This window comes from Oryzisolibacter propanilivorax, assembly GCF_900103645.1.
Lineage (GTDB): Bacteria > Pseudomonadota > Gammaproteobacteria > Burkholderiales > Burkholderiaceae_C > Melaminivora > Melaminivora propanilivorax.
Map to the genome: position 1 here is coordinate 142,143 of NZ_FNHP01000004.1, position 26,951 is coordinate 169,093.

General features: G+C 68.8%; 25 protein-coding genes. 1 reads left to right on the top strand and 24 read right to left on the bottom strand.

From position 1 onward, the window contains the following. Positions 1 to 284: 284 nt before the first annotated feature. The 7 genes from BLQ61_RS08285 to BLQ61_RS08315 all read right to left on the bottom strand — a co-directional run bounded on the left by BLQ61_RS08285 (position 285) and on the right by BLQ61_RS08315 (position 6,688). Complete coding sequence (locus BLQ61_RS08285; RefSeq protein ID WP_245703919.1) at positions 285 to 1,229, bottom strand: glycosyltransferase family 2 protein; 945 nt, start codon at positions 1,227 to 1,229, stop codon at positions 285 to 287. Further along, the gene (locus tag BLQ61_RS08290) at positions 1,226 to 2,410 is read right to left on the bottom strand and encodes a DUF1972 domain-containing protein (protein WP_091568836.1); all 1,185 of its coding nucleotides are present in this window, start codon (positions 2,408 to 2,410) and stop codon (positions 1,226 to 1,228) included. Before BLQ61_RS08290 ends, BLQ61_RS08285 begins: the two co-directional genes overlap by 4 nt. After that, on the bottom strand, positions 2,407 to 2,949 hold the full coding sequence (rfbC, locus tag BLQ61_RS08295; RefSeq protein ID WP_091568837.1) for a dTDP-4-dehydrorhamnose 3,5-epimerase: 543 nt from the start codon (positions 2,947 to 2,949) through the stop codon (positions 2,407 to 2,409). The genes BLQ61_RS08290 and rfbC overlap by 4 nt, the downstream gene beginning before the upstream one ends. A gap of 1 nt (position 2,950) precedes the next feature. Then, a complete protein-coding gene (rfbA, locus tag BLQ61_RS08300; RefSeq protein ID WP_091568838.1) occupies positions 2,951 to 3,838 on the bottom strand; it encodes a glucose-1-phosphate thymidylyltransferase RfbA in 888 nt (295 codons plus the stop codon). Between the two features lie 22 nt (positions 3,839 to 3,860). After that, entirely contained in the window at positions 3,861 to 4,751 is an 891-nt protein-coding gene (gene rfbD, locus BLQ61_RS08305) for a dTDP-4-dehydrorhamnose reductase (RefSeq protein WP_091568840.1), read from the bottom strand. Between the two features lie 13 nt (positions 4,752 to 4,764). Next, positions 4,765 to 5,826, bottom strand: a complete 1,062-nt coding sequence (gene rfbB, locus BLQ61_RS08310) for a dTDP-glucose 4,6-dehydratase (RefSeq protein ID WP_091568841.1) — start codon at positions 5,824 to 5,826, stop codon at positions 4,765 to 4,767. Between the two features lie 85 nt (positions 5,827 to 5,911). Then, positions 5,912 to 6,688 carry a type III pantothenate kinase gene (locus tag BLQ61_RS08315; RefSeq protein WP_091568843.1) on the bottom strand — a complete coding sequence of 259 codons (777 nt, stop codon included), beginning with the start codon at positions 6,686 to 6,688 and terminating at the stop codon, positions 5,912 to 5,914. A gap of 174 nt (positions 6,689 to 6,862) precedes the next feature. On the opposite strand from BLQ61_RS08315, the gene lysM reads away from it, so the two are divergent. Continuing rightward, positions 6,863 to 7,390: a peptidoglycan-binding protein LysM gene (lysM, locus tag BLQ61_RS08320; protein WP_091568844.1), complete on the top strand. Its 528-nt coding sequence runs from the start codon at positions 6,863 to 6,865 to the stop codon at positions 7,388 to 7,390. Between the two features lie 73 nt (positions 7,391 to 7,463). Here the strand turns inward: lysM and BLQ61_RS08325 are convergent, their stop codons facing one another. The 17 genes from BLQ61_RS08325 to BLQ61_RS08400 form a co-directional block, all read right to left on the bottom strand. Then, a complete protein-coding gene (locus BLQ61_RS08325; RefSeq protein WP_175488256.1) occupies positions 7,464 to 9,791 on the bottom strand; it encodes a S8 family serine peptidase in 2,328 nt (775 codons plus the stop codon). Between the two features lie 110 nt (positions 9,792 to 9,901). Next, positions 9,902 to 10,351, bottom strand: a complete 450-nt coding sequence (locus BLQ61_RS08330; RefSeq protein ID WP_091568846.1) for a rhodanese-like domain-containing protein — start codon at positions 10,349 to 10,351, stop codon at positions 9,902 to 9,904. A 162-nt stretch (positions 10,352 to 10,513) separates the two neighbouring features. Next, positions 10,514 to 11,302, bottom strand: a complete 789-nt coding sequence (locus BLQ61_RS08335; RefSeq protein WP_091568848.1) for a M48 family metallopeptidase — start codon at positions 11,300 to 11,302, stop codon at positions 10,514 to 10,516. Between the two features lie 77 nt (positions 11,303 to 11,379). Then, complete coding sequence (locus BLQ61_RS08340) at positions 11,380 to 12,147, bottom strand: lysophospholipid acyltransferase family protein (protein ID WP_091568850.1); 768 nt, start codon at positions 12,145 to 12,147, stop codon at positions 11,380 to 11,382. Positions 12,148 to 12,225: 78 nt separating this feature from the next. Further along, the gene (locus tag BLQ61_RS08345) at positions 12,226 to 12,813 is read right to left on the bottom strand and encodes a D-glycero-alpha-D-manno-heptose-1,7-bisphosphate 7-phosphatase (protein WP_091568852.1); all 588 of its coding nucleotides are present in this window, start codon (positions 12,811 to 12,813) and stop codon (positions 12,226 to 12,228) included. Positions 12,814 to 12,821: 8 nt separating this feature from the next. Continuing rightward, a complete protein-coding gene (locus BLQ61_RS08350; protein ID WP_091568853.1) occupies positions 12,822 to 13,478 on the bottom strand; it encodes a hypothetical protein in 657 nt (218 codons plus the stop codon). Continuing rightward, complete coding sequence (gene glyS / locus BLQ61_RS08355; protein WP_091568855.1) at positions 13,475 to 15,649, bottom strand: glycine--tRNA ligase subunit beta; 2,175 nt, start codon at positions 15,647 to 15,649, stop codon at positions 13,475 to 13,477. Before glyS ends, BLQ61_RS08350 begins: the two co-directional genes overlap by 4 nt. A gap of 222 nt (positions 15,650 to 15,871) precedes the next feature. Further along, entirely contained in the window at positions 15,872 to 16,825 is a 954-nt protein-coding gene (gene glyQ, locus BLQ61_RS08360; RefSeq protein ID WP_091568857.1) for a glycine--tRNA ligase subunit alpha, read from the bottom strand. Positions 16,826 to 16,965: 140 nt separating this feature from the next. Then, the gene (locus BLQ61_RS08365) at positions 16,966 to 17,373 is read right to left on the bottom strand and encodes a type II toxin-antitoxin system PemK/MazF family toxin (RefSeq protein ID WP_091568859.1); all 408 of its coding nucleotides are present in this window, start codon (positions 17,371 to 17,373) and stop codon (positions 16,966 to 16,968) included. Then, positions 17,367 to 17,606, bottom strand: a complete 240-nt coding sequence (locus tag BLQ61_RS08370) for an AbrB/MazE/SpoVT family DNA-binding domain-containing protein (RefSeq protein WP_217629394.1) — start codon at positions 17,604 to 17,606, stop codon at positions 17,367 to 17,369. The genes BLQ61_RS08365 and BLQ61_RS08370 overlap by 7 nt, the downstream gene beginning before the upstream one ends. 489 nt (positions 17,607 to 18,095) lie before the next feature. After that, positions 18,096 to 19,154, bottom strand: a complete 1,059-nt coding sequence (locus BLQ61_RS17205; RefSeq protein ID WP_139182731.1) for a hypothetical protein — start codon at positions 19,152 to 19,154, stop codon at positions 18,096 to 18,098. Positions 19,155 to 19,338: 184 nt separating this feature from the next. Then, on the bottom strand, positions 19,339 to 20,316 hold the full coding sequence (locus BLQ61_RS08375) for a chorismate transformation FkbO/Hyg5 family protein (protein WP_217629391.1): 978 nt from the start codon (positions 20,314 to 20,316) through the stop codon (positions 19,339 to 19,341). A 302-nt stretch (positions 20,317 to 20,618) separates the two neighbouring features. Next, positions 20,619 to 22,019 (bottom strand): dihydrolipoyl dehydrogenase, encoded by a 1,401-nt coding sequence (lpdA, locus tag BLQ61_RS08380; protein ID WP_091568860.1) that lies wholly within the window; start codon positions 22,017 to 22,019, stop codon positions 20,619 to 20,621. A gap of 180 nt (positions 22,020 to 22,199) precedes the next feature. Then, complete coding sequence (locus tag BLQ61_RS08385; protein WP_091568862.1) at positions 22,200 to 23,729, bottom strand: dihydrolipoamide acetyltransferase family protein; 1,530 nt, start codon at positions 23,727 to 23,729, stop codon at positions 22,200 to 22,202. 1 nt (position 23,730) lies between these two features. Next, positions 23,731 to 24,741, bottom strand: a complete 1,011-nt coding sequence (locus BLQ61_RS08390) for an alpha-ketoacid dehydrogenase subunit beta (protein WP_091569118.1) — start codon at positions 24,739 to 24,741, stop codon at positions 23,731 to 23,733. A 125-nt stretch (positions 24,742 to 24,866) separates the two neighbouring features. Continuing rightward, positions 24,867 to 26,108, bottom strand: a complete 1,242-nt coding sequence (locus BLQ61_RS08395) for a 3-methyl-2-oxobutanoate dehydrogenase (2-methylpropanoyl-transferring) subunit alpha (protein ID WP_091568864.1) — start codon at positions 26,106 to 26,108, stop codon at positions 24,867 to 24,869. A gap of 213 nt (positions 26,109 to 26,321) precedes the next feature. Beyond that, on the bottom strand, positions 26,322 to 26,924 hold the full coding sequence (locus tag BLQ61_RS08400) for a glutathione peroxidase (protein ID WP_091568865.1): 603 nt from the start codon (positions 26,922 to 26,924) through the stop codon (positions 26,322 to 26,324). Positions 26,925 to 26,951: the final 27 nt, after the last annotated feature.

Consider the following 26,951-nt stretch of genomic DNA (forward strand, 5'->3'; position numbering starts at 1 on the left):
TTTGAACGGAGCTGCGCAGCAGCGCAGTGAGTTCCGCAGCGCACCCCGCCAGTGCCCCGAGACAGGTTGCCCCCACGCGACAGCGTGGGGGACGCAGCCTGCGGGGGCGCACTTCTTTTGCTCACTTTTCTTGTGCGAGCAAGAAAAGTGAGTCGCCCGCCGGGGCGAGTCCCGGCCTCGCAGTCAAAGCCAAAAAACCAACCAAAACAGCTGGAAGCCCACGCAAATAAAGGGCAATCAGCTATCAAATCAGGAATACAGCAACCGACAAAACTCCAGCCCCATCACCACAGCAACAAACGACTCACCCGATCCAGCACCGGCCCAGGATAGTGCCGCCGCCCCCCCGCCAGCCGCCACCACAGCCGCCGCGCGCGCCAATCCAGATAGTCCTGCACCCACCCCGTCGGCCGCCCCTCGCGCCGCAGCCGCGCCTGCAGCGCCAGCGCCTGGGCCGTCGTGGCCTGCCCCAAGGCGCGCACGCGGCGCACCACCGCCGGCCCATCGCGCAACAGCCGCAGCACCCGGCTGCCCAGACCGCGCCCCTTGGCGCCCAGCTGGTTGGCCCCGTGCTGGCGGTACAGCACCAGCGGGTGGTCGACGAAGCGCCGCGCGCCGCCGGCGGCCAGCAGGGCGCACCACCAGTCGTGCATCACCGCCTCGGGCGGCAGCGGCAGCGCCTGGCATGCCAACGTGCGGCTGACCAGCATGGCGCAGCCGGTGACCTGGTTGATGCTCAGCAGCGTGGTGTCGCTGCAGTGCGCCGGGTCATAGCGCTGGTGGCGCGCGAACGACGGGTGCAGCGGCGCCAACTGACCATCCACCACCGCCAGGTCGCAGTGCACCAGGCAGGGCTGGTGCTCACCCACGTCCGCCTGCAGCCGGCGCAGCGCCTGCAGCAGTACGGCCAGCTTGTCCGGCAGCCAGACGTCGTCCTGGTCGCAGAAGGCCATGCAGCCGGCGATGCCGTCCTGCAGGCTGGCCTGCAACAGGAACTCGAAATTGCGTGCCACCCCGCGCCCGGGCGCGGGGTTGTCCAGCAGCACCAGCCGGCCGCCGAAGTGCGCGCGCCAGCCCTGCAGCAGCGCCTGCGTGCCGTCGCTGGAGCCGTCGTCGCTGACCAGCACGCGGAAATCCTGGTGCGTCTGCTCCAGCAGCGACTGCAGCTGCGCGTCCAGGTGGCGCGCGCCGTTGTAGGTAGCCAGCAGCACATCGATGGTGTCCGTCACGCCGGCGCCTCCATGCGCGCCAGCGCGGCCAGATCGCCGGCGCGCTGGGCCTGCATCAAGGCTTCATAGCGGTCGGTGATGTGTTCCCAGGTGTAGTGCTGGGCGACGATGGCGCGCGCCAGGGCGCTGCGGCGCGTGCGCTCGGCGTCAAGGGCGCCGGCGTGGCGCGCCAGCGCCCGGGCTAGCTCCGCCGGCGTGCCGAAGTAGTCGGCCGCGTCGCGCGCCACCTCGCGATTGAAAGGGTTGTCATGGGCGATGACCCAATTGCCGCAGGCCAGCGCTTCGAGCAGCGACGGGTTGGTGCCACCCACCGAATGCCCGTGCAGATGCGCGGCGGCATGCAGGCGCAGGCAGCGCAGCTGCGCCGGCTGGTACACCCCGCCCACGAAGCGCACCCGCTCACTGGCGTGCGCCAGCAGCCGGCGCTGGTAGGGCGTGCGGCCCTGCACGTCGCCGACCACCACCAGCGGCAGCGCGCCGGGCTGCGCCAGGCAGCCCTCGATGATCTCCAGCACATGGTTTTCCGGCTCGGGACGGGCCACCGCCAGCAGGTAGCCGCCGCTGTGCAGGCCCCAGCGCGCCAGCAGTGCGGCGTCTTCCGGCTGTGGCCGCGCGCCTTCCTCGGCGCCGTAGGCGGCGAAGCTGCACGGCGCGCCGCGCGGGTAGCGCGTGCGCATGCGCTCGGCGATCGCCCGGGCGTCGGCGATCAGCCGCGTGGCGCTGCGCGTGGCCAGCCATTCCATCGCGCGTAGATACAGGCGCGCGCCCGGGCCCCACTTGCTGCGCGCCCACTCCAGGCCATCGACATTGATCCAAACCGGCGTGCCGCCAAAGGCGCGCGGCAGCCAGCAGGCCCAGGCGGCGCCGTAACCCAGCATGTAGACCAGGTCATGGCCGCGGCGCGCGTCCCACAGGCAGGCGCAGTCGTACGCCAGGGTCGAGGCCGGGCCCCAGTGCGGGCGGCGGCGCTGGCGCACGCGCACGCCGTGGTACTGCCGGTCCAGGCCGGGCGCGCGCCCGTCGGCCTCGGCATAGACGGTGATGTGGTGCCCGCGCGCGGCCAGACGCACGGCCAGCTGCTCGGCAAAGGTCTCGAAGCCGCCGTAGCCGGCCGGGATGCCGCGCGTGCCCAGGATGGCGACGCGCAGCAGTGGCGCCGGCGCCGCGCCGGCTGCGCTCAAAGATCGGCCTCGGCCAGCGATCGGCCGGCCTGGTCCTTGGCCGACAGCTGCACCGGCACGCCGGCGTCGGGCCAGGCAATGGCCAGCTGTGGGTCGTTCCAGGCGATGCAGCGCTCGTGCTCGGGGGCGTAGTAGTCGGTGGTCTTGTAAAGGAAGTCGGCGCTGTCCGAGAGCACGACGAAGCCGTGCGCGAAGCCCGGCGGCACCCACAGCTGGTGCTGGTTGTCCTCGGACAGTTCGGCGCCGACCCACTGGCCGAAGGTGGACGAGCCGCGGCGGATGTCCACCGCCACGTCCCACACCCGCCCGCGCGCCACGCGCACCAGCTTGCCTTGGGGCTGGTGCAGCTGGTAGTGCAGGCCGCGCAGCACGCCGCGGCTGCTTCGGCTGTGGTTGTCCTGCACGAACTGGTGGTCGGTGCCGGTCGCCTCGTTGAAGGCGCGCTGGTTGAAGCTCTCGAAGAAGAAGCCGCGCGCGTCGCCGAAGACCTTGGGCTGGATCAGCACCACCTCGGGGATGGCCAGTCGGGTGGCTTGCATGTCAGTACACCTTTTCCTTCAGCAGCCGCTGCAGGTACTGCCCATAGCCGTTCTTGGCCAGGGGCTGCGCCAGGCGCTGCAATTGCGCGTTGTCGATCCAGCCGGCGCGCCAGGCGATCTCCTCGGGGCAGGCGATCTTCAGGCCCTGGCGCTGCTCCAGGGTGGCGATGAACTGGCCGGCGTCCAGCAAGCTCTCGTGCGTGCCGGTATCGAGCCAGGCATAGCCCCGCCCCATGATTTCCACCTGCAACTGGCCGCGCTCCAGGTACAGCCGGTTGAGGTCGGTGATCTCCAGTTCGCCGCGCGGCGAGGGCTTGAGCGATTTGGCCAGCTCCACCACCTGTTCGTCGTAGAAGTACAGGCCGGTGACGGCGTAGCTGCTCTTCGGAACTGCCGGCTTTTCCTCCAGGCTCAGCACCTTGCCTGCACCATCGAACTCGGCCACGCCGTAGCGCTCGGGGTCGTGCACGTGGTAGGCGAAGACGCTGGCGCCGCCCTCGCGGCAGTGGGCGTTGTCCAGCAGCTCGTGGAAGTCGTGGCCGTAGAAGATGTTGTCACCCAGCACCAGCGCGCTGCAGCTGCCCGCCAGGAATTGCTCGCCGATCAGGAAGGCCTGCGCCAGCCCATCGGGGCTGGGCTGCACGGCGTATTGCAGATCAAGGCCCCACTGGCTGCCGTCGCCCAGCAGCTGCTCGAAGCGCGGCGTGTCCTGCGGGGTGCTGATGATCAGGATCTCGCGGATGCCGGCCAGCATCAGCGTGGACAGCGGGTAGTAGATCATCGGCTTGTCATAGACCGGCAGCAGCTGCTTGCTGATGGCCAGCGTCGCCGGGTGCAGCCGCGTGCCGGAGCCGCCGGCGAGGATGATGCCTTTGCGTGTGGAAGTCATGTGCGGGGGAAAGGAAGCGTTTTCAGAGAATCTCGGCCAGCATGCGCGCCACGCCCTGCTGCCACGGCGGCAGCTGCAGGCCGAAGGTGGACTGCAGCTTGTGCGTGTCCAGGCGCGAGTTGTGCGGGCGCCGCGCCGGCGTGGGGAAGGCGCTGGTGGGCACCGGCGCCACCTCGGTTGCTTTCAATTCGATAGCTGCAGGCCCTTGCTGTGCCTGGGCCAGCACGTATTTCGCATAGGAATGCCAGTTGGTCGCGCCGCCCGCCACGCAGTGGTAAAGGCCGCCATCCTCGGGCCGCGTTTGCAGGTGCCGGATGGCGTGCGCCGTCACGTCGGCCAGCAGGTCGGCGCCGGTGGGCGCGCCCCACTGGTCGTCGATCACCGTCAGGCGTTCGCGCTCGCTGGCCAAGCGCAGCATCGTCCTGGCGAAGTTGCCGCCGCGCGCGGCGTAGACCCAGCTGGTGCGCAGGATCAGGTGGCGGCAGCCCGAGGCCTGGATCAGCCGCTCGCCCTCCAGCTTGGTCGCGCCGTAGACGGACAGCGGCGCGGGCGTGTCTGCTTCTGTCCACGGCCGCTCGCCACTGCCGTCGAAGACGTAGTCGGTGCTGTAGTGGATGAGCCAGGCGCCTGTGCGCGCGGCCTCCTCGGCCAGCACGCCGGGCGTGGTGGCGTTGAGCAGCTGCGCCAGCTCGGGTTCGCTCTCGGCCTTGTCGACGGCGGTGTGCGCGGCGGCGTTGACGATGACATCGGGGCGCAGCGCCCGCAGCGTCTCGCGCACGCCTTGCGGGTTGGCGAAGTCGCCGCAGTGCTGCGTGCTGTCATGGTCCAGCGCGGTGACGCGGCCCAGCACGGCCAGGCTGCGCTGCAGCTCCCAGCCGACCTGGCCGCCGCAGCCTAATAGCAGGATGTGCATGGCGCTCGCTCCTTCAGGCGCTCTGGTACTGCTTTTGCACCCAGTCGCGGTAGGCGCCGGACTGCACCTGCGCCACCCATTCGGGGTGTTCCAGGTACCACTGCACGGTTTTTCGGATGCCGGTCTCGAAGGTCTCGGCCGGCTTCCAGCCCAGCTCGCGCTCGAGCTTGCGCGCATCGATGGCGTAGCGCCGGTCGTGGCCGGGTCGGTCGGTGACGTGGGTGATCTGCGCGGCGTAGCTCTGGCCATCGGCGCGCGGGCGCAGCTCGTCCAGCAGACTGCAGATGAGGCGCACGATGTCGATGTTGGCCGATTCGTTCCAGCCGCCGACGTTGTAGGTCTCGCCCAGGCGGCCGGCCTCCAGCACTCGGCGGATGGCGCTGCAGTGGTCGCGCACGTACAGCCAGTCGCGGATCTGGCGGCCGTCGCCGTAGATCGGCAGCGGCTTGCCGGCCAGCGCGTTGACGATGACCAACGGAATGAGTTTTTCCGGGAAGTGGTAGGGGCCGTAGTTGTTGCTGCAGTTGGTAGTCAGCACCGGCAGGCCATAGGTATGGTGCCAGGCCCGCACCAGGTGGTCGCTGGCGGCCTTGCTGGCCGAGTACGGGCTGTTGGGCTCGTAGTTGTGCGTCTCGGTGAAGGCCGGGGCCTCGGGCTCGAGCGTGCCGTAGACCTCGTCGGTGGAAACGTGCAGGAAGCGGAAGGCTTCCTTTTCCATCGCAGGCAGCCCGCTCCAGTGCTGGCGCACGGCCTCCAGCAGCCGGAAGGTACCGACCACGTTGGTCTGGATAAAGTCCTCGGGGCCGTGGATGGAGCGGTCGACGTGGCTCTCTGCGGCGAAGTTGACCACGGCGCGCGGGCGGTGCTGGGCCAGCAGGCGGTCCAGCAGCGTGCGGTCGGCGATGTCGCCCTGGACGAAGGTGTGGCGTGTGTCCTGGCTCAGGCTGTCCAGGTTGTGCACGTTGCCGGCGTAGGTCAGCTTGTCCAGGTTGAGCACGGGCTCGTCGCACTGGGCCAGCCAGTCGAGCACGAAGTTGGCGCCGATGAAGCCGGCGCCGCCAGTCACGAGAATCATGGATGGAGCTCTTTCGCAGCGCGCCCGCCGGGGCGCGGGCAAAACGCGTGATTATCCCATTGCCCCCGCACGGGGCCGCCCAGGCTCAGGCGGGCGCGTCGGCCCAGCGGTGCGCGGTGATTTCCAGCAGGCCGTCGAAGATCAGGTTTTCCACCAGCTCGAAGGGACGCGTCATGCTCGGCGCCATCTTCCAGCCGGCGCCGCCGGTCATGATGCACGCCGGCTCCTGGCCGCAGTGCGCCAGCAGGTGCTGGACCATGCACTCCACCGCGCCGGCGATCGCGTAGGTGCCGCCGCTGGTCAGCGCGTCGCTGGTGTTGGACGGAAAGGGCCGCACCTCGCCGGTGGGCACATGCAGGCCGGCGGTGCCGGCCTCCAGCGCGCGCAGCATGATGCCGTGGCCCGGCAGGATGAAGCCGCCCAGGAAACGGCCCGAGGCGTCCAGCGCCTCCACCGTGACCGCCGTGCCGACCATCACCAGCACCAGCGGCCGCGCCGCCCCCTGCGCCAGCACGCGGTGGCGCGCGCCGATCATGGCCACCCAGCGGTCGGCGCCCAGGCGCGAAGGATGGTCGTATCCATTGACCACCCCGGCCTCCTCGGCGGCGGGCACGACCCAGCGCGGCGGCACGTCCCACAGCTCCATCTGTTCGGCCACGCGCCGGCGCACGGTGTCGCCCGCGACAACGCAGCCCAGCATGTGCCGCGGCGGCGCCAGCCGCGCCCACGGGCCTTCGGACAGGCGTTCGATATGGTCCAGGAACTCGACGCCATGCTCCAGCAGCGCGGCGCCCGGGCGCGCCTGATCGAACACGGCCCATTTCAGGCGGGTGTTGCCGACGTCGATGGCCAGGAATGTCATGGCGCGGATTATGGCAACGCCGCCGGCCTCTCCGGCCCGGGGCGAAACATGCCGGATGCCACCGGCCGGCCCGCTTCGGGCGCCTGTCCGACAGCGCCGCCGCCACGGCAGTGGCTACAGTGGCCGCGCGACATGCGACGCGCATGTTTTTGCCTCAACCACAAGGAGTCCATCATGGGTCTTTTCAGTTTCGTCAAGGAAGCCGGGGAAAAGCTGTTCGGCGGCAAGGAAGCACATGCCGCGCCGGCACCGGCCCCGGCCAGCCCTGGCGCAGCGCCCGCGGCCGCTGCCGCGCCTTCGCAGGACGACCTCAACGCCCGCGCCGGCAAGGCCATCGAGACCTACATCGCCTCGCAGAACCTGGGCGTGTCCAACGTCAAGGTGCAGTTCGACGGCAACCAAGGCAAGGTCACCGTGAGCGGCACCGCACCCACGCAGGCGGCCAAGGAAAAGGTCACCCTGTGCTGCGGCAACGTGGCGCACGTGACCAGCGTGGACAACCAGATGAGCGTGACCAACCCCGAGCCCGAGGCGCAGTACCACGACGTGGTCAGCGGCGACACGCTGTCGGCCATCGCCAAGAAGTTCTACGGCGATGCCAACAAGTACAACCTGATCTTCGAGGCCAACAAGCCCATGCTGAGCGACCCGAACAAGATCTACCCAGGCCAGAAGCTGCGCATTCCGTCGCTGGCCAAGTAAGCGGCAGCATCCGGCAAAAGCCAACCGGCGCCCGTTGCGGGCGCCGGCTTTTTTCCATGCCGCCGCGCGGCGCTCACGGCGCCATCACGTGCACCAGGCGGAATTTCTGCTGCTGCAGCATCTGCTCCTCGCTGGTGCCATAGCCGATGAAGATGGCCGTGCCGCCCAGGCCCGAGCCGGCATGGGCCAGGTGGTCGAACACCCGTATGTCGAAGGACCGCGCGCCGCTGAACTGCGCGTAGCTGCGCAGCCCGGCGGCCAGCGGCTGCCACTGGCCCTGGCCCAGCGTCCAGAGGTCGCCCGTGGGCAGGACCGCCACCACATACGCCTGCAGCGCGTTGCCCTGCTCGTCGGCGCTGGGGGTGATGGTGGCCGACAGCGTCAGCCCGCGCGCATCGCCGCTGACGAAAGGCACGATGCCCGCCGCCGGCGGCTGGCCGGACATGGCGTTCCAGGCACTGGCGATGTCCAGGATGCCGTAGCCCCAGGCCGCGTCGGCGCCGGCTGGGTTGGCCACCGCCGGGTCGAACATCGGCAGGCTGGCCGGGGTATAGGACGTGCGCTGCACATGGCCCAGTAGCAGGCGCCTCGCCTCGTCTGGGGTCAACGCCGGGTTCTTCTGCAACAGCAGCGCCACCGCGCCCGTGACGTGCGGGGTGGCCATGCTGGTACCCAGGTAGGCGACGTGCTGGCCATCGGCATCGACGCGCCTGCCGGCATGGTCCTCCTCGGCGTCATGGCCCAGAGCGGCCAGGATCATCGCGCCCGGCGCCAGGATCTCGGGCTTGGCGACCATCGGGCAGCGCTGCGGCACACTGCAGGCGCGGCGCGGGCCACGGCTGGAGAAATGCGCCACCTCGCCCACGGCGCCCAGGCTGCTGAGCTCGCCCACCGTGCCGTTCAGGCCCTGCCACTGCTGGCGCGTGACGTAGGCGCCGACGCAGATCGGCCCGGTGGCCGAGCAGGTGTCGGTCAGGATCTGGCCGGTGACGGGGCTGATGTGGTCGATGAAGTGCGCGTCGCTGCCATCCTCGGCGCCGATGATGCTTACCGTGCCTGCGCCCTGCACCGACCGCACCTCGACGCTCCAGTCGCCCGCGGGGCGCTGGCCGGCGCCATTGGTGTCCAGCAGCACCAGCACCTCGCGGTCCCCGTTGAGGGGGTTGGGCGCGGTGTTGGCGATGCCGACCGCGCCGCAGGGCGTGTCCACCTCGTATTCGTCGGTGCCTGCCGCCACCCAGGCGCTCTCGCAGGCGCCGTTGCGCACGCGCACCGACCAGCGGTAGCTGCCTGGATACCACAGCTGCAGCATCTGCGCGTTGCCGGACGGGTTGCGGTAGCCGATGCGCACCGTCTCGCCCTGCGCCAGCGCGGCCTCGGCGCGGATCGGCGCGTCGGCCTCGTTGCCCGCGGCGGCGGTGATGATGAAGCCCGGCCCCACGGCATGCGTCAGCGCGGTCTCGTAGTTGGACGTGCCGTCGCGGTTGCCGTAGTAGCTGCCCAGCGACAGGTTGACCACCGCCGGCTTGCCCAGCGCCTGGGCACGCGACTTGATGTAGTGCACGGCGTCGATCACGGCGTTGCTGTTGTCCACCCCGTCGCCAATGGCGTTGGCCACCAGCAGGTCGGCCATCGGTGCCATGCCGATGTGGCGGAACGCGGCGACGCCGTTGCCCGTGGCTTGGCCGTTGCCGGCGGCGATGCTGCCGACGTGGGTGCCATGGTTGCCGTGCGAAGGCTGTGGGCAGGCGGGCGAGCCCACGCCTTCGGCAATGGCCATATTGATTTGCGCCACGCTGCACTCGCGCCCGTAGGTCTGACCGGGCGGCGGCGCGCCGCCGACGCCCGCGCGCATGTCCCACAGCCCCAGCAGCCGGGTGCTGCCATCGGCCTTGCGGAAGTCGAAGTGCCGAAAATCCAGCCCGTCATCGACCACGCCGACGATCACGCCCTGCCCGGTAGCGCCGCTCCACTGCAGCGGCGGGCCCGAGCGCAGCGCCGTGGCGCCGGTGGCCGGCACGCTCAGCGCCAGGCGTGCGGGTAGGCGCCGCGCGGCCTCGACGAACTCGACGCCTGGCACCTGTGCGACCTCGCGCAGCCGCGCGCGCGGCACCTGGGCGGTGACGATGTTGCCGCTGACGGTGCCCAGGCGCACGCCCAGCGCGCGCAGCGCATCAAAGGGCGCGCCAGTGAAGCGAATGGTGACGGCCACTAGGTCGGCGTCTTCGTCCTGCGCCCCGCGTGCCTGCGGGCGCGTGGCCGGGGCGTGGGGTCGTGCCGCCAGCAGTGACAGCTTGCCGTCCAGGCCAGGGGCCGCGTGCAGGGCGCCGGCGCCGGTGGCCAAGCAGGCGCCCAGCAGTGCAGCCCGCCACGAGGGCGGACAGTGGTGTGCGAAGGTCAAAATGGAGTCTCCCCAGAACAAGCGCGGGCACGCGCCGTGCGGGCGTGCATCGTGTCGCAAGCCTTGACCAATGGCAAGCAGTTGTTACATCAGGGCCACGGCCTGCGGCTTCAGCCCTGCTGCCACGGTAGCCCGCGCAGCCGCCAGCCGCCCAGCCGGCCGCGCCGGCCCTGCGCATCGCGCTCGCCCTCGAAGCCTTCGAGGATGTTGAACGCCTGCAGGCCCAGTTCGGTGGCGCGGCGCGCGGCCGCCACCGAGCGCACGCCGCTGCGGCACAGCAGCAGCACCCGGGCGCCGTCCGGCACGGCGGCGCGCAGCTGGCCGTCGAAGTCGGGGTTGGGCGCCATGCCGGGCCACTGCTTCCAGGCCACGGCGGTGGCGCCAGGCACGCGGCCGATCCATTCGCGCTCGGCGTCGGTGCGCACGTCCACCAACACCGCCTCGCCGGACTGCAGCCAGCGCCAGGCCAGCTCGGGGCTGACGTCGCCGGCATAGCCGTCGGCGGTCTGCGGATGGTCGGGCAACAGGGCGGGAACCGGGGTGGAGATGGGCGTGTTCATGGCCGCGCCAGTATGCCGCGAACCATTGCCAGATCGTGCCGCAGGAGCGCTCCACAGTGCCCAGCCGGTGCGCGGACGCAGGAACGCCCTGGCATAGGGGGTGTGCCGGCACGCCGGTCTGAGACGCGAGCACGGGCAGCCGCGCCGGCGTTGCCTCTGCCGTCAATCCCAGGCCGGCGTGGCCTCATCGCGCAGCTGGCGGCGCAGCGCGGCGTGGTCGGGCACGACGCTGGCCACCGTGTCCCAGAAGCGCGGGCTGTGGTCCATCACCCGCAGGTGCGCCAGCTCGTGCGCCACGACGTAGTCGACGATGGCCGGCGAAAAATGCATCAGCCGCCAGTTCAGCCGGATCGAACCATCGGCGCGCGCGCTGCCCCAGCGCGAGCGGGCGCTGGACAGGGACAGGCGCGTCCAGCGCACGCCCAGCCGCGGCGCGAAGTGCTCCAGCCGCGCGGTGAAGTGCGCGCGCGCCTGGCGCATCAGCCAGGCCTGCGCGGCGTCGCGCAGCTGCGCGGGCGCGGCGCCGTGCGCCAGCGGCAGGTACAGCGTGCCGCCCTGGCACTGCGCGCCGCGCGTGGCGACCTCGCGCGCCGGGTCCAGGGCGATGGTCAGCGACCCACCCAGGTAGGGCAGCACGGCGCCCTCGCGCCAGTCGATGCGCGCGGCCTGTAGGCGGCGTTGGAAGTCGCCCTGCTCGGCCAGCTTGCGCACGATCCAGCCGGACTTGGCCTGCAGCGCGCCGTCGATGGCGCCGCTGCTGGCGGCCAGCGGCGCGCGCACCGACAGGCCGTCGCCGTCCACCCGAAAGCCGATGCTGCGCCGGCGCGCGCGCTGCAGAAGATAGGCCACGGGTGTGCCTTCCAGGCGGATCTGGCGGTTGGCCTGGGGGTGGCGCAGCACGCCTTCCGGCTCGGGGGGAACTTCTGTTCTGATAGCTGCGGGCCCTTGCATATCAAGGGCTGGAGCACGTTTTGGCCCTGAATCAGGTCGTGGCGGTACCTCGTCCTGCCACAGCGGCAGCTGGCCGCTCACGGCCTGCGGTCCGTGCCCGCCGGCGCATTGGCGTAGGCCTGCGGGTCCAGGCGGCGCATCTCGGCCTCGATCCATTCCTGCACCTCGCGCATCAGCTCATCGGGCTTGCGCCCGGTGCTGGCGATCGGCGGGCCGAAGGACACGTGCACCACGCCCGGGCGCTTGACGAAGGCTTTGGGCGGCCAGACCGCCGCCGAGGTGACGGCCACCGGCACCACCGGCACGCCGGCGTCGATGGCCAGGCGCGCGCCGCCGCTCTTGTACTCGCCCTGCTGGCCGCGCGGGATGCGCGTGCCTTCGGGAAACATGATCACCCAGGTGCCCTGCGCCAGCAGGCGCCGGCCCTGCTGCAGCACGCGCGCGAAGGCGCGCGCCGGCTTGTCGCGGTCGATGTGGATCATGTCCAGGCTGCCGATGGACCAGCCGAAGAACGGCACGCGCAGCAGCTCCTTCTTGAACACGTAGGCCAGCGGGCGCGGCATGATCGCCGGCATCAGGAACGTCTCGTAGGTGGACTGGTGCTTGACCAGCAGCACCGCGCCACTGCCCGCCTGCAGCGGCAGCCGCTCCATGCCCTGGATCTGCGGGCGGATGCCCAGCAGCCAGCGCGCCGCGTCAATGCACAGCGCCAGCCAGGCGCGGGCGACGCGGTAGGCGGCGCTCTTGCTGCCGGTGGTCCAGCGCGCCAGCAGCACGCCCAGGGTGTAGGGCACGACGGTGACGATCATCACCAGCAGGTGCAGGACGGAACGGATCAAGGCCATGGGTGTCGGAAGCGTAATAAGGGTGTTTCAGGCCGCCAGCCCTTGAGGATAAAGGGCTTGTCGCCATGATTTTTGCCGCTATGCGGAGACCGCCGCGGCCTGCGGCTCGGCGTCCTGGGCCAGCAGCCAGAGCGCCGCATCCAGCAGGCTGGCGTGCGCCCGCGTGCCGGCGGGCCAGCCGGCGTCCAGCGGCGCGCCCGCATCCAGCGCGGCCGAGGCGCCGCTGCACACCAGGTGCAGCTGGCGCGCGCCCAGCGCGGCGCCGGCCTGCAGGTGCGCGCGGCAGCTGCCGATGACCACCGCGTTGCCGGCCTCGACGCCGTGGCGCTCGCAGATCTGCTGCAGCAGGCCCGGCGCAGGCTTGCGGCAGGCACAGCCCTCGCCCTCGGCGTGCGGACAGTAGAAGACGGCGTCGATGCGCCCGCCCAGCGCCGCCAGCTCGCGGTGCAGGCGCGCGTGGATGGCGACCAGCGTGCGGCCGTCGAACAGCCCGCCGCCCAGCCCTGGCTGGTTGGTGGCCACAACGACGTGCCAGCCGCCCTGGTTCAGCAGCGCCACCGCCTCCAGCGCGCCGGGCAGCGGCTGCCAGTCGGCGGGCGAGGCGATGTAGCCCTCGCTGCCCGGCTCGTTCAGCAGCCCGTCGCGGTCCAGGATGGCAAGTTTCATGGCGGCGATTATGGGGTGGCCGGTACGGCCTGCCAGCCGGTGACGTAGCGGCCCCACCAACGCCCGCGCGCCCAGTGCAGCGCCAGCGCCTGGCCGGCGGGCAGCGCGGCGGCTTGGCGGTCATCGACCAGCGCCTGCTGCGTGCCGGGCTCGTCCCGCAGCTGCAGCACCAGCAGCGTACCGCCCGCGCCGTGCAGCGACGGCGCCACGGCGCGGCTGCCCAGCACGCGCGCGGCCAGCGGCGCGGGCTGCGGCACCAGGCCGCGCAGGTTCAGGAAATGCGCCAGCTGCGCCGCGCAGGCGGCCAGCGCCGCGGCGATCCACAGCCCGGCCAGCAGGCGCAACAGCGCCCGGGCGCCGAAGCGGCGATACACGAGCCGTCCCGCCAGCAGCAGCGCTGCCAGCGCCATCAGCGCCCAGCCGGTGGTGTGCAGCCAGCCCCAGGGGTCCTGCGTGCCGACGAAGGGCGCCAGCGGCCAGGCCGGCGGCGCGTCTGCACGGCCCTGCAGCCAGTCCAGCACCCAGCGCAGGCCGACCACCAGCGCCAGCGGGCCGAAGCCCAGCCACGCGCCCAGGCGCGCGCGGGCCTGGGCACCCCCGGCTGCGGCCCGCGCCGCAGCCGGCCCGGGGGCCGGTCGGCCATGGCGTGGGCGGCGGTGCTTCACACCGCCAGGCGCGACAGGTCGGCGACGCGGTTCATCGCCAGGTGCAGGCGCTTGAGCAGGCCCTGGCGGTTCAGGCGCAGCGGCAGCTCCTCGGCGTTGACCATCACGTCGTCGAAGAACGCATCCACCGGCGCACGCAGCACGGCCAGGGTCTTGAGGCTCGCCGTGTAGTCGCCCTGCGCGAACTGCGCGTCGGCTTCCGGCACGAACCGCTGGAGCGCGGCGAACAGGTCTTGCTCGGCCTGCTCGCGCAGCAGTTCCTCGTTGACGTGCGGGTCCACCGGGCCTTCGGCCTCGGCCTTCTTCAGGATGTTGCCCACGCGCTTGTTGGCCGCGGCCAGCGCCGGCGCCTCGGGCAGCGCGGCAAAGGCGCGCACGGCCTCGAGCTGGCGCGGCAGCGGCGCCAGGCGTGCCGGGCGCAGGGCGATGACGGCATCCACCTCGCTGGCGCTGTAGCCCTGCTCGCGCAGGCTGCCGGCCAGGCGCTCGTACAGAAAATCGGCCAGCAGCACCTGCGCGGCCGGGTCCACCTTGTCGCCAAAGGCGGCGAAGCCCGCGTCCAGCAGCGCCGGCAGCTGCAGCGGCAGGTCCCGCTCGATCAGCATGCGGATCACGCCCAAAGCGTGGCGGCGCAGCGCGAACGGGTCGCGGTCGCCGGTGGGCAGGTTGCCGATGCCGAACATGCCGACCAGCGTCTCCAGCTTGTCGGCCAGCGCCACCACCAGGCCGACGTTCTGGCGCGGCAGGCTGTCGCCGGCGAAGCGCGGCCTGTAGTGGTCCTCGATGGCGAAGGCCACGTCGTCGGGCAGGCCGTCGTTCACCGCGTAGTAGCCGCCCATGACGCCCTGCAGCTCGGGAAACTCGCCCACCATGTCGGTGACCAGATCCGTCTTGGCCAAGAGCGCGGCGTTGTCCACGCAGGTCATCAGATAGTCCTGCACGATCTCGGCGTCCTGCGTGCCGTCCACCTGGTGGCGCTCGGCCAGCGCGGGGAACAGCTGCTCGCCGATGGCCCGGGCGATGGCGCGCACGCGCTCGACGCGCTCGCCCTGGGTGCCAAGCTGGTTGTGATAGACCACCTTGCCGAGCTGTTCGACGCGGCTGACCAGGGTCTTCTTGCGGTCCTGGTCGAAGAAGAATTTCGCGTCGGCCAGGCGCGGGCGCACCACGCGCTCGTTGCCCTGGATGACGGCGCTGGGGTCCTGCGGCGAGATGTTGCTCACCACCAGGAAGCGGTGCGTCAGGCGGCCTTCGGCATCCAGCAGCGGGAAATACTTCTGGTTGGCCTTCATGGTCAGAATCAGGCACTCCTGCGGCACGGCGAGGAACTCCTCGTCGAAGGCGCAGACCAGCACGTTCGGGCGCTCGACCAGGGCGGTGACTTCGTCCAGCAACGCGTCGTCGTCGATGGGGCGCGCGCCACCGCCGACTTGCTGAGCCGCCGCGGCCAGCTGGCGCGCAATCTCGGCGCGGCGCTCGGCGAAGCCGGCGATCACGGCGCCTTCATCCTGCAGTTGCTGCGCGTAGGTGTCGGCATGGGTCAGCACGACCGGCTCGGCCCGGGCCTCGAAGCGGTGGCCGTGCGTGGCGCGGCCGGCGGTCAGGCCCAGCGCCTGCACACCCTCCACCACTTCGGCGCCGTGCAGCGCCACCAGGCCGTGCGCCGGACGTACGAAGTGCACGCTGCTCCAGCCGTCCGCCAGTTGGTAGCGCATGACCTTGGGGATGGGCAGCTTGGCAATGGCCTCGTCCAGCGCCTTTTGCAGGCCCTCGGCCAGCCGCGCGCCGCGCGCGGTGCTCTGGTGGTACAGCACCTCGGCCTTGCCGTCGTGCACGCGCTTGAGGCCGGCGACGGCACTCGCATCGGCACCCAGGGCGGCGAGCTTTTTCAGCAACGCCGGCGTGGGCTGGCCATCGGCACCCAGGCCCACGCTGGCGGGCATGAGTTTTTGTTCCACCGCGCGGTCCGGCGCCGCATTCAGCACGCCCTCGATATGCACCGCCAGGCGGCGCGGCGAGGCATAGGGCGTGACGCGCGCGCCCGCATCGGCCAGGCCCTGCGCCACGAGCTGGGCGTGCAGCGTGCCGGCGAAGGCATCGCCGAGCTTTTGCAGCGCCTTCGGGGGGAGTTCTTCGACGAACAGTTCAACGAGCAGGTTGGCGGTGGTCATGGTGCAATTTTGATAGCTGCAGGCCCTTTGTTTGTCAGGACTTGCGGCAGATTTGATCGATAAAACGTGCGGCAGGCGGTTTTTGGCTCCCTCTCCCGCGTGCGGGAGAGGGCGGGGGGTGAGGGCCTCTGCGGAAATTTGTCACCCCTACTGGCGAGGCCACCGTCGCTGGCCCTCACCCCTGCCCTCTCCCAGGGGGAGAGGGAGAAAAACCAGTCCGCCTCAGGCAGCCTTTTTCTGCTGCTGCTCGGCGGCGCGCGCCAGCTCGGCCAGCACCTCGTCGGCATGCGCGCGCGGCGCCATGGGAAATCCCAGCCGTGCGCGGCTGTCCAGGTAGGCGCGGGCCACGGCGCGCGCCAGGTTGCGGATGCGGCCGATGTACGCGGCGCGCTCGGTCACGCTGATCGCGCCACGCGCGTCCAGCAGGTTGAAGGTGTGCGCGGCCTTGAGCACCTGCTCGTACGCCGGCAGCGCCAGCTGCTCGGCCATCAGGTGCTGGGCCTGTTTCTCGTGCGCGGCGAACGCGGTGAACAGAAAGTCCGCGTCGGCGTGCTCGAAGTTGTACGTGGACTGCTCGACCTCGTTCTGGTGGTACACGTCGCCGTAGCTCAGGCGGGTGCCGTCGGGCGTTTCGGTCCAAGTCAGGTTGTAGACGTTGTCCACGCCCTGCAGGTACATCGCCAGGCGCTCCAGGCCGTAGGTGATCTCGCCGGTGGCGGGCTTGCAGTCGATGCCGCCGACCTGCTGGAAGTAGGTGAACTGGGTGACTTCCATGCCGTTGAGCCACACCTCCCACCCCAGGCCCCAGGCGCCCAGCGTGGGGTTCTCCCAGTCGTCCTCGACGAAGCGGATGTCGTTCTTCTTCAGGTCGAACCCGAGGGTTTCCAGACTGCCCAGGTACAGCTCCAGGATGTTGGCCGGCGCGGGTTTCAGCACCAGCTGGTACTGGTAGTAGTGCTGCAGGCGGTTGGGGTTGTCGCCGTAGCGCCCGTCCTTGGGGCGGCGGCTGGGTTGCACATAGGCCGCGCGCCAGGGCTCGGGGCCGAGCGCGCGCAGGAAGGTGGCGGTGTGCGAGGTGCCGGCGCCGACCTCCATGTCGTAGGGCTGCAGCAGGGCGCAGCCCTGGTCGGCCCAGTAGGACTGCAGTTTCAGGATGATCTGTTGGAAGGTCAGCATGGCGGGCGCGGGCGGGGCAGGAAAAAGAAAAGGCGCACGGCAATGCGTGCGCGAAGGCGGGGATTTTAGGCGCTGGGGGTTGCCCGCTTGCCTGGCGACGGGTGAGGGCCTCTCGGGCCCTCATCCTCGCGGCGACTGCATCAGCGCCCCAGCTCGACAATCTGGTTCAGCCGTGCGCAGCACTCGGCGAACAGGCCATCGGCCAGCCGTTTCAGGGGATGCGCCGCCGCCTGGCGCGCACGCCAGTCGAAGGACTTAGGCTGGTGGCACAGCACGTAGCTGGTCTTGCCCGCCTTCCTGCCCCCGGCCTGGCCCACGGCGACGGCGAAGGGGTTGTCGGCGTTGTATTCGGCGGTGGTCATGGGCAGGCCGATGACTAGCGAGGTGCGGTCGTTGAAGGCACGCGGCGAAAGCACGAGGAAGGGATGCAGGTCGCGCATCTCCCGGCTGGCCTGCGGGGTGCAGTCGATCCAGATGATGTCATGTCGCTCCGGCGCCCAGGGCTGCTTGCCACGGGCAGCGGCCCTGGGCGCCTTGGCGGTCACCATTTTTCCGCGCCCACGGGATCGGCCGCCATGGCTTCGCCGCCGTGGCGCGCAGGGTCGAACCGGGCCAGGCGCTGCGCGAGCGTGGGAGCGGCGTCGGGCAAGGGGGTAATGGTGATGCCGTCGTCGCCCACCGTCACGCGCACCATTTGCTCGGCCGGCAGGTGCGCGGCCCGTGCCACATTGCCCGGCAGGCGCACGCCGAGGTTGTTGCCCCATTTCTTGATGCCGACGATGGCTTACGCGTGGGTCATGGCTGGTTCCTGGGGTACTTTATACAAAGTATAAATATTGTACTTTGCATTGAGGAATCAGGGCCTAGAAAATTGGAGTCGAAACCACGGCCAGACTCCAATTTCTCAGCCGGGTGAAAATGTCTTTATGCAACCCCCGCCAGAGTCCAATTGCATTTCAGTCTTTTAGTCGGCAATAGTAGGGCATGCCGCTACTGTAGCGTAACTATCAAGAAAGATTCATCTCTGCGATACCCGTCTGCAGCATAAAAACGATTTCGTTGAGAGCTGTTTCATTGCTCACCAAGAGCTGGCGAGGCTAGCTTTTAGCTGAAGTGGTGAAGATGAAAACACATGCTGATGATGAGCAACAGGTCACAGGGACGTACCGCCCATCAGCAATATAGCGGCCTTCATGAAGGTTTACTAAGTTTATTAATTATCTCAATTGAGAATTGTCTATTAATTTCGCACAACCACAGGACCTAAATTCTACCTATCAGCTTCAGCTATTATTTTTTCATCCAACGCATCAAAAACAGCGATTTTTTCTATCGCACCATAGAATGAATGATATTTAAATATATCCTCTGAAGCATCGTCGCGGGTTGGAAATTTGTGTTCTGTATATTTTAAAATATATGGCGGAGCTATTGAAAAAACAACCATGCAAGTGATATGCTTATCTTTTGCACGCGCATCAGATGATTGCATTGGAATATTAAATCTGTATAGTTTTTTATCAATTAAATACGGTAAATTTTTCTCCCGCACTGGCACTCCCCCGTCATCAATGATGGATGTTGGCGAATCTTTGAACGGGAAAGAAATTGAATAAACATCAGCCGTCATTTTATGCACCCGGGTTTCCGCCCCATAAGCATTCTGAGCCATATAACTATCCCGGGTCATATTTTCTGAACCAAGAATTATATTCTTTACATTCAAGGCTTTGGCGTCTATTGTTTTAACGTCGTAAGTGTTTCTTATTGAAGAAGATCTGAAATTAATTTCATAGCTTTGCGCATCACTGTTATATTTTTTCTGACAATTAAATATCATTGGTATATGGCCAACGCCTGCCATCCTCTCTGCTATATCAGCCTCATAAATACGCTTTTCTTCTGCAGTGGAGAACTGGTCAGGTTTATTTGGGACGCTGGAAATTTGCCCCTCAAGCCATCTGTATATCTTCCCCGGCCGATTGTTCAAGTAGGCACTTACAGGAGTGTTGGAATCAAAATATATTGGCGCAAAAGGAGCCTCGGCTGTTTGGCTCTGTGTAGCCACTATAGGACTATCAGTTTTTTTCATATGTTTTGCTTTGTTCGCCTGTTGTGCCAAGACTGGAAAACTAGCTGCCATAATACTTATGGCAAAAGTCAAATTCTTAGATAACACTTTTCTCTCCTTTATAGCCAAAATTTGGCTTTTAATCATGCGCTCATATACTGCACAAGACGCAATAACCATAATTCCCTCATCCGCCACATAGTGCAACGCCCCCGATTGGGTTATAGCCGCCAAACCGCCAGCCGCCGTGAACCACACGGGAAATTGTACAAGCTAGTTGTTTTAAATCAGTCTTTTACTTTGACAGCCTAACTGGCGTTTCGCCATAAGCAGGCCGAGGAATCAAGATCAGATTTTAATTTCCCCTCAATTGAAATCCGCCCCTGATTGAAGACTACTCTTGCCTGCCCGGGCTGCCTGAGGACAACAACGCCTCGCCTGCTCAGCCATGCACCCCGTCGATCTCCACCGCCAGCTCCCTGCGGCAAATGTCCGCATGCAGCACGATGAACGGCACGCCTGGCAGGCGCTCGCGCAGCAGGCGCTCCACCACCGGCAGGTCGGCGGCGTCGCGCACGTAGGCCTTCAGGCGCGTGTCGGCGCCGAAAGCGGCGGGCAGCGCGGGCTGGCGTGCACGCGCGGCCTGCACCAGCGCGTCGAAGTTGCGCAGGGTCTCGTCGATCTGCGCGGGCAGCGAATCCGCATGCTGCGAGGCATGGCCGACCACGGCGGCAGTGCCCGACAGCAGCAGCGGCATGCGCTCGCCCGTCGGCGCCAGCATGGCGCGCGCGAAGCTGGGCGACTGCGGGCCGTACTGGCGCGGGTAGCGGTAGGCGCTGACCTGGCGCGGGTTCTCCAGCGGCGTGCCGGGCACCTGGGCGGCCAGCCAGTAGACCTGCAGCACACGCACGCCATCGCGCCGACCGATGGCGGTGGCGGCGGGCAGCGTGGCGACGTCGAACGCACCCAGGCCCTGCGCGCGGCCGACGCAGAACTCGCGGTAGCGCTCGCCATCGCCCGCGCCGTGGGTGATGGCGTCCAGGTAGTTCCAGATGCGGACCAAGTGCGGAAAGCCGCGCGCCTGCACGAAGCGGGTCAGTTCGGCATAGGCCGTGCGCGCGGCGCCGGCGATGCCGCCGGCAGCGGCCTCGTCGACCTCGATGGCGCCGAACAGCCAGGCGCCGTCCGACGACCACTGCACCGCGCCCTCGCGCCCGCAGGTGACGGGCGCGGCCGCGCGCCAGGCCTCCAGGACCGGCGCGCCGAAAGGGGCAAGCGGTACGCGCAGGTAGCGTGGGTCGGCGGACTGCGGCGCATCGGGCCCGAAGCCGAATACGGCCAGCAGGTCAGGCGCATTCAGCAGCGCATCGAGATCGTCGTGGGCGTAATGGACATGCAGGTGGGAAGGCGCGAAGCTCATGCGTTCGGGAGGTGGTGGGTTGTGGTAGTGCGCCGGGATTTTGCCGCTGGCGACATGAGGCGCGGCGGCCGATGGGTGACAGCCTTGCCAGAGGGAAACACTCTTGGCCAAATCGACGTTGGACAAGAAATGGAGGTCAGATTCCAATTGTTGCGCCAGAGCCGATTCCTTCAGAAATCAGCAGAAACCAGGGTCTGAACCCAATTTTAGAAATCGCGATCGGAGCGCCAGTTTTCGCGTTGAAGATTGAAGGAAAGAAGCGCGCCCTGCAGGGCGCGCCCATCAACATGGCGCAGCGCGGTTCAGATATGCAGCGCCTGCCCCAGCGCGCGCAGCGCTGCCTCCTGCACCGCCTCGCCCAGCGTCGGATGCGCGTGGATGGTGTGGCCCACGTCCTCCAGCCGCGCGCCCATCTCGATGGACTGGCCGAAGGCGGCGGCGAGTTCGGACACATTACGGCCCACGGCCTGCCAGCCGACGATCAGGTGGTTGTCCCGACGCGCGACCACGCGCACGAAACCGCCGGTGGCCTCCAGCGTCATGGCGCGGCCGTTGGCGGCGAAGGGGAAGGCGGCGTCGATGCACTCCAGCCCGGCGGCGCGCGCCTCGGCCGGGGTCTTGCCGACGACGACCACCTCCGGGTCGGTGAAGCACACCGCGGGTATGGCCATCGGCTCGAAGCGGCGCGCGTGGCCGGCGATCTGCTCGGCCACGCACTCGCCCTGCGCCATGGCGCGGTGCGCCAGCATGGGCTCGCCGGTCACGTCGCCGATGGCCCAGACGCCACGCATGGACGTGCGGCAGTGCGCGTCGATCGCCACGTGGCGGCCGGCCATGTCGAGCTGCAGCGACTCCAAACCGAACCCGCTCGTGCGCGGGCGCCGGCCGACGGCCACCAGCACGCGGTCGGCCGGCAGGGCAAACTCGTCGGCGCGGGCGTTGCGCACGTGCACGCCCTGGCCCGCGTCCCAGCCCTGCACGCTGCAGCCCAGGTGCAGCACCACGCCGCTTTTCTTCAGCGATTCGAGCACCGGCTGCGTCAGCTCCTCGTCGTAGCTGGGCAGCACGCGCTGCGCGGCCTCGACCACGGTGACTTCCACGCCCAGCTTGCGGTAGGCGATGCCCAGCTCCAGCCCGATGTAGCCGGCACCCACCACCACCAGGCGGCGCGGCAGCACGTCGGGCGAGAGCGCGTCGGTCGACGACCAGATGGCGCCGCCGAACGGCATGCTGGGCAGCGCCACAGGCTCGGATCCGGTGGCCAGCAGCAGATGCTCGCAGCGCACGCGGCGCACCTCGCCGCCTTCGCCAGCCATGCGCACGCTCACGGTCTTGCCGTCCTCGATCGTCGCCCAGCCCTGCAGCACCTGCACGCCCGCCTTGCGCAGCAGGCCGCCGACGCCGCCTGTGAGGCGCTGCACGATACCGTCCTTCCAGCGCACGGTCTGCGCCAAGTCCAGCGTGGGCTCGCCTGCGCGGACGCCCAGCGCCGAGCCGGCGGCGTTGTGCCGCGCCTGCTCGAACACCTCGGCCGCGTGGATCAGCGCCTTGGACGGAATGCAGCCGATGGTCAGGCACGTGCCGCCCAGGCGCTCTCCCTCGACCAGCACGGTGGGGATGCCCAGTTGCCCGGCGCGGATGGCGGCCACGTAGCCGCCCGGGCCGCCGCCGATCACTAGCAGTTTCGTTGAGAGTTCTTTCATATCAATTGCTCCATCGCGCTGTGTGCCGCACGCATCGCATGAAACTGGCGCGCCCCATGCGCGGACAGCCGCGCAAGGGCCGCCCCGCAGCGCTGGCTGTGCCTCCCTGCCCGCAGCGCACAGCGCTGCGAGAGCGGGGGGAAGGCCCGAAGGGACTTAAGTAGGGGTGTTGCATGCCATTCACTCGACGAACAGCAGCGCCGGCGTCTCCAGCAGCGCGCGCACGGCCTGGATGAAGCGCGCTGCGTCCATGCCATCGACCACGCGGTGGTCGAAGGACGAGGACAGGTTCATGAGCTGGCGCGCAACCACGTGGCCGCCTTGGAACATCGGCCGCTCCACCATGCGGTTGACGCCGACGATGGCGACCTCCGGGTGGTTGATGACCGGCGTGCTGGCGATGCCGCCCAGCGCCCCCAGGCTGGTCAGCGTGATGGTCGAGCCCGACAGCTCGTCGCGCGCTGCGCGGCCAGAACGCGCCCCCTCGGCCACGCGGGCTATTGACGCAGCGCACTGCCACAGGTCCAGGCTTTCGGCGTGGTGCAGCACGGGCACCATCAGGCCGGCGTCGGTCTGCGTCGCCACACCCAGGTGTACCGCCTCGTAGCGCGTGACCACGCCCGCGTCGTCGTCGTAGCGGGCGTTGATCTGCGGGAAGTCGCGCAAGGCCAGGACCATGGCGCGCGCCAGGAACGGCAGCAGCGTGAGCTTGCCGCGCGTAGCGCCGTGCAGCTGGTTCAGCCGCTGGCGCAGCGCCTCCAGCTCGGTCACGTCGATCTCTTCGACGTAGGAAAAATGCGGGATGCGGCGCTTGGCCTCCTGCATCTTCTGCGCTATTCGGCGGCGCAGGCCGATGACGGGGATCGGCTGCTCGCCATGACGCTCCACGTACTGCGAGCGGCCCTGGGCGGCGGGCTGGCCGGCGCTGGCAGCCCAAGCATCCAGGTCTTCGTGCGAGATGCGGCCGGCGGGGCCGCTGCCGTGCACGTAGCGCAGGTCGATGCCCCGGTCCTGCGCGGCGCGGCGCACAGCGGGCGAGGCCAGCGGGCGTTCGCCAGGGGCGCGCGCGGCGGCCTGGGAGCGAGCGGAGGCCGGCTGTCTTGCTATCGTATCCGTAGCTGGATGCCTGTGTGTTGTATGGGCCAGGGGCAGATTTGGCTTGAAACCGCCGCCTGCTTCCCCCGTCGGCGCCCCCTGCCTGACTCCCTCTCCTCCTGGGAGAGGGTGGGGGTGAGGGCTGGCGACGGTTGCTTGGTTGGCCGTACCGTCCATCGCCGGCCGGCCCTCACCCCTGCCCTCTCCCGGAGGGAGAGGGAGTGAAGAGCCGCCGGCCTTGCCGGCGGGCTGGGCGGGCGCAGCGCCTTCGCCCTGCCCCGCTGGCCCTGGCGCATCTTTTGCTCCATTTTCAGTAGCTGCATGCCCTGGACTGGCGCCGGCTGGAGCCTGGTTTTCCTTCCAATTGCCAGCGCCCTCGACCTCCAGTCGCACCAGCTCGGCGCCCACGGCCAGCACCTGGCCCACGGCGCCGCCCAAGGTCAGCACCTTGCCGGGCACGTGCGCCGGGATCTCCACCGTCGCCTTGTCGGTCATCACGTCGGCGATCGGCTGGTCCTCGGCCACCGTGTCGCCCGGCTGCACGTGCCAGGCGACTAGTTCCACCTCGGCAATGCCCTCGCCGATGTCGGGCATGCGGATCACGTAAATACCCATGTCATGCCTCCTTGCCAACGGCGCGCTTCAGGGCCGCGCCCACGCGGGCGGGGCCGGGGAAGTAGTCCCATTCCTGGGCGTGCGGATAGGGCGTGTCCCAGCCCGTCACGCGCTCGATGGGCGCCTCCAGGTGCCAGAAGCAGTGCTCCTGCACCAGCGCCGCCAGTTCGGCGCCGAAGCCGCTGGTGCGCGTGGCCTCGTGCACCACGACGCAGCGGCCGGTCTTTTTCACCGAATTCACGATGGTCTCCAGGTCCAGCGGCCAGATGGAGCGCAGGTCGATGACCTCGGCGTCCACGCCGGCCTCGCGCGCCGCGCATTCGGCCACCCAGACCATGGTGCCGTAGGTCAGCACCGTCACCTCCTTGCCGGGGCGGAAGACCACGGCGCTGTCCAGCGGCACGCGAAAGTAGCCCTCGGGCACCATGCCCAAGGCGTGCTTGGACCACGGCACCACCGGCCGGTCGTGGTGGCCGTCGAACGGACCGTTGTACAGGCGCTTGGGCTCCAGAAAGATGACCGGGTCCTCGCACTCGATGGAGGCGATCAGCAGCCCCTTGGCGTCGTACGGGTTGCTCGGCATCACTGTGCGCAGGCCGCAGACATGGGTGAAGAACGCCTCCGGGCTCTGGCTGTGCGTCTGCCCGCCGTAGATGCCGCCGCCGCAGGGCATGCGGATGGTCATGGGCGCGGTGAAGTCGCCGTTGGAGCGGTGGCGCATGCGCGCCGCCTCGGACACGATCTGGTCGGTGGCCGGGTAGAAGTAGTCGGCGAACTGGATCTCGACCACGGGTTTCAGGCCATAGGCCGCCATGCCGATGGCCGTGCCGACGATGCCGCCCTCGGAGATCGGCGCGTCGAAGCAGCGCGTCTTGCCGTACTTGGCCTGCAGCCCTTCGGTGACGCGGAACACGCCGCCGAAGTAGCCCACGTCCTGGCCGTAGACGATGACGTTGTCGTCGCGCGCCATCATCACGTCCATGGCCGAGCGCAACGCCTGGATCATGGTCATGGGCACGCGGCTGGCGTCGGGGTGCTGCGCTTCGGCGCGCTGCTGGTCGCGCTGCTGCGCCTGGGTCGTGACAGGCTCGGCCTGTTGCATCGCCTTGGCGGTGTCTTCGGTGCTGGGCTGCATGGTCACACTCCCATCTGCTGGCGCTGCCGGCGCAGGTGCTCCGGCATGTCCTTGTAGACGCCCTCGAACATGGCCGCGGCGCTGGGCACGCGGCCGTCGAGCAGGCTGCCGTGGCGCTCGGCTTCCTTCTCGGCGGCCAGCACTTCGGCTTCCAGGCTTTTCTGCGCGGCGGCGTGCTGCTCCTCGGTCCATTCGCCGATGGCGATCAGGTGCTGTTTCAGGCGGGCGATCGGGTCGCCCAGCGGAAAGCGCTGCCAGTCGTCCTGCGGCCGGTACTTGCTCGGGTCGTCCGACGTGGAGTGCGGGCCGGCGCGGTAGGTCTCCCACTCGATCAGCGTCGGGCCGTGGTTGGTGCGCGCGCGCTCGGCCGCCCAGCGCGAGGCGGCGTACACCGCCAGAAAATCGTTGCCATCCACGCGCAGCGAGGCCACGCCAACGCCCACGCCGCGCTGGGCGAACGTCGTGCCCTCGCCGCCGGCGATCGACTGGAAGGTGGAAATCGCCCACTGGTTGTTGACCACGTTGATGATGACCGGCGCGCGGTACACGTGGGCGAAGGTCAGCGCGGTGTGGAAGTCGGCCTCGGCCGTGGCGCCGTCACCGATCCAGGCGGAGGCGATTTTTGTGTCGCCCTTGATGGCCGAGGCCATCGCCCATCCCACGGCCTGGATGACCTGCGTGGCCAGGTTGCCCGAGATGGAGAAGAAACCTGCGCGCTTGTACGAGTACATCACCGGCAACTGCCGGCCCTTGAGCGGATCGCCCTCGTTGCTCATCAGCTGGCAGATCAGCTCCGACATCGGAATGTCGTCGCGCGACAGCAGCAGGCCCTGCTGGCGGTAGGTGGGAAAGCACATGTCGCCCTCGGCCAGTGCCTGCGCGTGCGCCACGGCGATGGCCTCCTCGCCCAGGCACTGCATGTAGAACGACAGTTTTTTCTTGCGCTGCGCCATCAGCATGCGCGCGTCGAAGATGCGCGTCTTCATCATGGCGCGCAGGCCGCGGCGCAGGCGTTCGGGGTGGATGCTCGGGGCCCAGGGGCCGACGGCGCGGCCCTCGTCGTCCAGCACCCGCACTAGGCTGGTCGCCAGGTCGGCCGTGTCGGCGGCGGGGGTGTCGGTGGGGGGCCGGCGCACCGCGCCAGCAGGCGAGATGGCGAGATAGGAAAAGTCGGTGCTGCAGCCCGGCCGGCCGGTGGGCTCGGGCACGTGCAGCCGCAGCGGGGCGGTAGGCGAAGGGGTCATCCACGGTCTCCTGGGCACGGCGGTGGTGTGCCGGGGTTGGGACAAGGACACGCGGCGCCAGATCGTGGCGCGCGGTCCCCACGCGCCGAGAGGGGCGCTGTGCGGGATTCTAGGAACGGGGTGCAGGTTTGGGAGCGCCAGGCGGGGAGGACGGGGCGTGCTCCTACGCGGCGGGCGATCCCCCTGCTCCGGCGCTTGGGGCAGCCAGCGCCGTCAGCGCTGGGCCAAAAGCGCCTCCAGCTGCTGCACGAAAGCCTTGTCACTCGGCTCCACCCTGCTGCCGTAGTGCGTGACGGTGCGGCCCGCGCGGTCGATCAGGTACTTGTTGAAATTCCAGCTCGGCTTCTTGCCGGTGGCCTGCGCCAGCTGCCGGTACAGCGGGTTGGCATCCGAGCCGCGCACGGCGCTGCGCGCGAACATCGGGAAGACCACGCCGTAGGTGTTGTAGCAAAAGTCCGCGATGTCCTGGTTGTCGCTCTTTTCCTGGAAGAAGTCGTTGGACGGAAAGCCCAGCACCACCAGGCCGCGGTCCTTGTACTTCTTGTAGAGCGCCTCCAGCCCCTCGTACTGGTAGGTGAAGCCGCAGTAGCTGGCGGTGTTGACCACCAGCAGCACCTTGCCCGCGTACTGGCACAGCGATTGCGGGCTTTCGTCCTGCAGGCGGGGGAAGGTGTGCTGCAGCAGGGCCGGGCAGTGGGCCGGGGCCGCCTGGGCGGTAGGGCTGGCGCCGGCAGCAGGCTGGGACGCGGCGGCCTGCGCCACTGCCGGCACGGTGGAAAAAGCGGCGCACCACAGCGCCAGGGCACGGACAGACATGGACGGGGCCTCCTGCTAGGGATGGAA